This window comes from Ferrovibrio sp. (assembly GCF_025869515.1).
Lineage (GTDB): Bacteria > Pseudomonadota > Alphaproteobacteria > Ferrovibrionales > Ferrovibrionaceae > Ferrovibrio.
On the sequence record NZ_JAOZVR010000076.1, the window covers coordinates 1 to 6456 of the forward strand.

The window sequence follows — 6456 nt, forward strand, 5'->3', positions numbered from 1 at the left end:
CTTTCCCGACAACTCGTTTGACATTGTCGTCAATATCGAATCGTCGCATTGCTACGCCGACGTACCTGCATTCGCGCGCGAGGTATCCAGGGTACTTGCGCCAGGCGGCTGGTTTACATTCGCGGACATGCGGTCGAAAACCATGCTGGACGAACTTGAAACCCAACTGGCGGTTCCGGGACTCGTTCAGGCTCAGGCACACGATATCTCCCTGGGGGTTGTCGCTGCACTCGATGCCGCGGAAGCCCGCAAACGTAAGCGCATCGGCAAAGCCTGGCTCATGCGACCGTTCCTGACGGAATTCGCCGGTGCGAAAAATTCAATGCTCTATCAGGCACTCGCCGGACAACGAGTCATTTACACCGCTCGACGCTACCAGAAGATAGGCTGAGCTGTCTCGCGATTGCTGTCAGTCGCTTCGGTCGTTCTCGACGACTTGCTATCCCGAGCAATTTTCTAGAATTCGAAGAGCGTGCGGGCGCCCATGGATTTCCATTCGGCGAGGTATTCCTGTGCGCTCACCTCGTCGCGCACCATGGCGAAGCGGGCGAGCGCACCGCTGAGATAGAGCACCATATGGACGCGCAGGCGGAAGGCCGACTGATGATTGTCGGCCACAAGATGCTTGAGGGCTCCGTAAATGATATCGGTCAGGCGCTCGAGATGGGCAAGGTTGAGCTCCTGAAAATCCCGGTCGGTCATACCCGCCATCCAGACAGGCAGATAGGTCCGGTCGGCACGATAAAGTTGATAGAACTCATCGAAGAGCTTCGACAGCATTTCGATGGCCTGGTCGGTCGATTTCACATCAGGAAACGCCAACTCGGCACGCTCCTGCACGATTGCCGTGTGGCGATCGTGAAAGGCCCTGATGATCGCGGCCTTCTCCGGAAAGAACTGGTAGAGAGACCCGATCGGCACGCCGGCGCGGGCGGCGATGTCGGTCATCTTGAGATCGGCGACCCCATGCATGGCGATGAGGTCGACGGCAGCTTCCATGATCGCATCCAGACGCTGGATACTGCGCTCCTGCTGCGGCTTCTTGCGCAACTGAAGCCGGCTGCTGATTTTCTTCGACGTCATCTTTCCGTCCCTGACCCGCTTCCGGCCAATGAGCCGGTATCAGGTCACCTAGACGAGGTTCTACCCGCTTTTCCCTAAAAGAAAAGAACGCAATTTAACCATAGCCGGAAAAACAAACCGGAGCCGCAGCAACTGTGTCGCTGCGGCTCCGGTTGTCACAGATACGAGGCCAGCTTGGCGGTCTGGCGGGCAGTGCCGGCCTCGTAGCCATGAGCCGGCACACCTTCGAACCCCGTATCCTTGCGACACGGTCAACCGGTCAACGCACCTTTATCAGACGAGATCGAAACGATCCGCGTTCATCACCTTGGTCCAGGCCGCCACAAAGTCACGGACAAACTTTTCCTTATTGTCGTCCTGGGCATAGACTTCCGCATAGGCGCGCAGGATGGAGTTCGAGCCGAGTACAAGATCCACGCGACTTGCCGTGTACTTGGTCACGCCGGTCTTGCGATCCCGGATGTCATAGGAGTTCCTGCCGGTGGGGACCCAGGAATAGGCCATGTCCGTCAGCGTCGTGAAGAAGTCGGTGGTGAGCGCTCCGACACGGTCGGTGAATACACCCTGCTTCACGTCACCGTAGTTGGTGCCGATCACGCGCAAGCCGCCGATGAGAACGACCAGTTCGGGAGCGGTAAGCCCCAGCAACTGGGCACGATCAAGCAGCAACTCCTCGGGACTGACGACATAGTCCGTCTTCTGCCAGTTACGGAAACCGTCGGCGAGCGGTTCCAGCACTGCAAAGCCGTCTACGTCGGTCTGCTCGGCGGAGGCATCGCCACGGCCCGGTGCGAAGGGCACGTCGATGTCGAAGCCGGCGGCCTTGGCGGCGAGTTCCACGCCCACATTGCCGGCGAGAACGATGACATCGGCGACACTGGCGCCGGTCTCGGCAGCAATGCCTTCGAGAACCGTCAAGACCTTTGCCAGACGCTCCGGTTCGTTGCCTTCCCAATCCTTCTGCGGGGCGAGACGAATACGGGCACCGTTTGCACCGCCGCGCTTGTCGGAACCACGGAAGGTTCGGGCACTATCCCAGGCAGTGGCAACCAATTCTCCGGTAGTCAGGCCACTGTTGATGATCTTCGCCTTAATGGCGACGACGTCATAATCCGTGCTGCCTGCAGGAATGGGATCCTGCCAGATCAGGTCTTCGGTCGGGGCATCCGGGCCGAAATAGCGGGATTTCGGTCCGACGTCGCGATGGGTCAGCTTGAACCAGGCGCGGGCGAAGACGTCCGAGAAGTGCTCCTGGTCGTCCTTGAACTTCAGCGAAATTTCGCGGTAGATCGGATCGACCCTGAGTGCCATGTCGGCATCGGTCATCATCGGGTTGTGGCGGATCGACGGATCCTCCACGTCAACCGGACGCTCCTGTTCGGCGATCGCAATCGGTTCCCACTGGTGCGCACCGGCGGGGCTCGTCACCAGATGCCATTCGTGCTCGAACAACATCTTGAAGTAGCCGTTGTCCCACTTGGTCGGTTCGGTGGTCCACGCGCCTTCGAGACCGGAGACGACGGTGTCGCGACCGACACCGCGGCCATGGGTGTTCAGCCAGCCAAGACCCTGGAATTCCGGGCCAGCAGCTTCCGGGTCGGGGCTGAGGTTGGCTGCGCTGCCATTGCCGTGGCACTTGCCGATCGTGTGGCCGCCGGCGGTCAGCGCCACGGTTTCCTCATCGTTCATGCCCATGCGGGCGAAGGTCTCGCGCATCTGAGCGGCGGTCGCGAGCGGATCGGACTTGCCGTTTACGCCTTCCGGGTTGACGTAAATAAGACCCATCTGCACGGCGGCCAGCGGATTTTCGAGCGTCTCCGGTCTGGTCACGTCGCCGTAGCGGCCGTCGCTGGGCGCCAGCCATTCCTTCTCGTCACCCCAGTAGGTGTCCTTTTCCGGGTGCCAGATGTCTTCGCGACCGAAGGCGAAGCCAAAGGTCTTCAGACCGGCGACTTCGTAGGCGATCGTGCCGGCCAACGCGATAAGATCGGCCCAGGAGATCCTGTTGCCGTACTTCTTCTTGATCGGCCACAGCAGGCGGCGGCCCTTGTCGGTATTGACGTTGTCCGGCCAGGAGTTGAGCGGTGCGAAGCGCTGGTTGCCGGTGTTGGCGCCACCACGACCGTCCGTGACACGGTAGGAACCGGCAGCGTGCCAGGTGACGCGGGCCATCATACCGACATAGCTGCCCCAGTCGGCCGGCCACCATTCCTGGCTGTCCAGCATCAGCGCACGCAAGTCAGCCTTGAGCGCCTCGACATCGAGCTTCTTCAACTCTTCACGATAGTTGAAGTCCTTGCCGAGCGGATTGGTCTTGGTGTCGTGCTGATGCAGGATATCGAGGTTCAGCGCATTCGGCCACCAGTCCATCACCGACTTGCCCATGGCGGTATTGCCACCATGCATCACCGGACACTTGCCAGCGGATTTCACATGCTCGTTCATTTCGTCCTCCTGTTTTTGTGTGAACGTCTTGTGGGGCCACAATCTGCGAAAACTTCGATAATCTCCAATTGTCTTTTTTGGAATTTTCGATAATAAAATCCTATCATGTTGACCATCCGACAAATGCGCTATTTCGAAGCTCTCGCCACCACCTTGCACTTCGGCCGGGCGGCCGAAATGGTGCATGTCAGCCAGCCGGCTCTATCGGCGCAGATCATGGAAATGGAAAAGCATCTGAGCGTAACGCTGATCGAGCGCACCCGGTCCGGAACGCTGCTGACACGGAAAGGGCTGGAGGTTCTCGGCCATATCCGCTCGATACTGGCGGGCGTCGACCGGCTGGAGGAAGCGGCGCGATATGGGTCGGGAACACTCGACGGGCTGCTCAGGCTCGGCATTATTCCGACCGTGGCACCCTATCTGGTGCCAAAACTCGTGCCATTCCTCAGGCGAGAGCATCCGCTTATCGAACTGGAACTGAAGGAAGCGGTGACCGGCAAACTGGTGAGCGACCTCTCCGAAGGCAAGCTCGACGCCATCATCGCGGCACTGCCGATCGAAGCCGATAACGTCGTCAGCAAATCGCTCTTTACCGACCGCTTCTACATGGCCATGGCCGACAACGAGAGCGACGTACTCCTGTCTCCGATGACCGAAACGGAGGTCGATCCAGAACGGTTGCTGCTGCTGGAAGAAGGCCACTGCCTGCGCGATCAGGCACTTTCCGTCTGCAAGGCGGCGAACAAGCGCAGCCTCGTCAATTTCGGCGCGACATCGATGACCACGCTTCTGCAGATGGTGTCGCACGACATGGGCCTGACCCTGATCCCGGAAATGGCGATCGAGACCGAAACCGCCCGCAACGCCATACGTATCGTGCCCTTCGCCGACCCGCAGCCATCCCGCGAGATCGGCCTGATCTGGCGGCGCTCCAGTCCACGACGGACGGACATGGAGGCTCTGGCGGAAGCGGTCGTGGCAAGTCGCGAAAACGAAAAGGGCCGCGCATAACACGCGGCCCCTTCCCTCAATCGAAGAGCGATCAGGCGAGATCGAGGACGATGCGTCCGTCGATCTTGCCTTCTTCCATGCGGTGGAAGATGTCGTTGATGTTTTCGATCTTGTCCCAGGAGAAATGCGACTTCACCTTGCCTTCGCCAGCAAAGACCAGGGATTCCTCGAGATCCTGACGGGTGCCGACGATGGAGCCGCGCACCGTAATGCGCTTCAAAACCGTATCGAAGACCGGCAGCGAGATGAAGCCCGGCGGCAGGCCGACCAGCGCCATGGTGCCCTTGGAGCGCAGGAAGCCATAGGCCTGTTCCATTGCCTTGGGGGAGACGGCGGTGACGAGCGCGCCATGCACGCCGCCGGTCGCCTTCTGCACCTGCGCAATGGCATCGGCATCACGGCCGTTGACCGTCACATCAGCGCCGAGCTCCTTGGCAAGCTTCAGCTTCTCATCGAAGATATCGGCGGCCACGACGTGCATACCCATGGCCTTGGCGTACTGGACAGCCATATGGCCGAGACCGCCGATGCCGGAAATAACCACCCATTCGCCGGGGCGAACTTCGGTTTCCTTGAGGCCCTTGTAGACAGTGACGCCAGCGCAAAGGACCGGGGCAGCCGGGCCGAATTCCAGATTGGCCGGGAGGGTGCCGACGAAATCAGGATCCGCAAGGCCGTATTGGGCAAACGTGCCGTTGACGGAATAGCCGGTGTTCTGCTGGCTGCCGCACAGGGTTTCCCAGCCGGTGCGGCAAGGCGTGCAGCAACCGCAGGCGGTGTGGAGCCACGGAACGCCGACGCGATCGCCTTCCTTTATGCGGGTGACGCCGGCACCGAGCTTGGCGACGTAACCGACGCCTTCATGACCCGGAATGAACGGCGGATTGGGCTTGACCGGCCAGTCGCCGTTTGCGGCATGCAGGTCGGTGTGGCAAACGCCGGTAGCCTCGTATTTAACGAGGATCTGTCCGGGACCCGGTTCGGGGATAGCGACCTCCTCGATCACCAGCGGCTTGCCGAACTCCCGCACCACGGCGGCCTTCATCACAGATGCCATAACTATCTCCCTGGTAAATGACTTAGGATCAAACTCACTTAATCCGCATATCGTGACGGTAACGCGAATTCGAATGTAACCTACCCCAAAGCACCCGGGCATTTCTTGATCCGCATCAAGCCGCAGGACCGAAAACGAAAACCCGGCGTCGCACATATGCGACAGCCGGGAGCGGCAAACCATGCTGCACTGCAATCCTCAGACGAGGTATTTCTTAAGGAACGCCACCGTGCGCGACCACGCAAGATCGGCCGCCGCCTTGTCGTAACGGGCAGCGGAGGAATCATTGTTGAAGGCATGATTCACGCCGTCATAGACGTGGATTTCGAAGGTCTTGCCATCCTTTTCCAGCGCTGCCTTGTAAGCCTCGATGCCGGCATTGACCCGCTCATCGAGGCCCGCATAGTGCAGCAGCAATGGAGCCTTGATCTTCGCAACGTCTTCCGCAGGCGGCTGCATGCCATAATAGGCAACCCCTGCCCCGAGTTCCGGCGAGGTGACGGCCAGCCGGTTGACCAGCCCACCGCCCCAGCAGAAGCCGATGGCACCGACCTTGCCGTTGACCTTGTCATGGCTTGCGAGAAATGCCCGCGTCGCTTCGGCATTGGCGACGGTTGCCGCCATGTCCAACTTCGAAAACATCTCGCGCGCCTGATCCTCGTTTTCCGGCGTACCGCCCTGCGGCGACAGGAAATCGGGAGCCAGCGCCACGAAGCCTTCGAGCGCCATCCGGCGGGCGATGTCGCGAATATGCGGATTGAGGCCGCGGTTTTCGTGGATGACGATCACACCCGACAACTTGCCGGCGGCATCCTTCGGGATCGCCAGATAGCCCTTCATCTCGCCCGCGGCCCCGGGAT

At 60.3% G+C, this 6456-nt stretch carries 6 protein-coding genes; 2 read left to right on the forward strand and 4 right to left on the reverse strand.

Annotated elements, in window-relative coordinates:
• On the forward strand, positions 1-391 hold a 391-nt coding region (locus OJJ21_RS11770; protein WP_297686417.1), incomplete at its 5' end, for a methyltransferase domain-containing protein.
• A gap of 65 nt (positions 392-456) precedes the next feature.
• On the opposite strand, the gene OJJ21_RS11775 is transcribed toward OJJ21_RS11770, so the two are convergent.
• Positions 457-1083, reverse strand: a complete 627-nt coding sequence (locus tag OJJ21_RS11775) for a TetR/AcrR family transcriptional regulator (RefSeq protein ID WP_297686419.1) — start codon at positions 1081-1083, stop codon at positions 457-459.
• A 273-nt stretch (positions 1084-1356) separates the two neighbouring features.
• Positions 1357-3528, reverse strand: coding sequence for a catalase/peroxidase HPI (gene katG / locus OJJ21_RS11780; RefSeq protein WP_297686421.1), 2172 nt, complete (start codon positions 3526-3528; stop codon positions 1357-1359).
• A 105-nt stretch (positions 3529-3633) separates the two neighbouring features.
• On the opposite strand from katG, the gene OJJ21_RS11785 reads away from it, so the two are divergent.
• Positions 3634-4539, forward strand: coding sequence for a hydrogen peroxide-inducible genes activator (locus OJJ21_RS11785; RefSeq protein WP_297686423.1), 906 nt, complete (start codon positions 3634-3636; stop codon positions 4537-4539).
• 31 nt (positions 4540-4570) lie between these two features.
• On the opposite strand, the gene adhP is transcribed toward OJJ21_RS11785, so the two are convergent.
• Both adhP and OJJ21_RS11795 read right to left on the reverse strand, forming a co-directional pair.
• On the reverse strand, positions 4571-5596 hold the full coding sequence (adhP, locus tag OJJ21_RS11790; protein WP_250912018.1) for an alcohol dehydrogenase AdhP: 1026 nt from the start codon (positions 5594-5596) through the stop codon (positions 4571-4573).
• A 198-nt stretch (positions 5597-5794) separates the two neighbouring features.
• Positions 5795-6456 (reverse strand): dienelactone hydrolase family protein (locus OJJ21_RS11795; protein ID WP_297686425.1); only part of this gene is annotated, 662 nt, incomplete at its 5' end.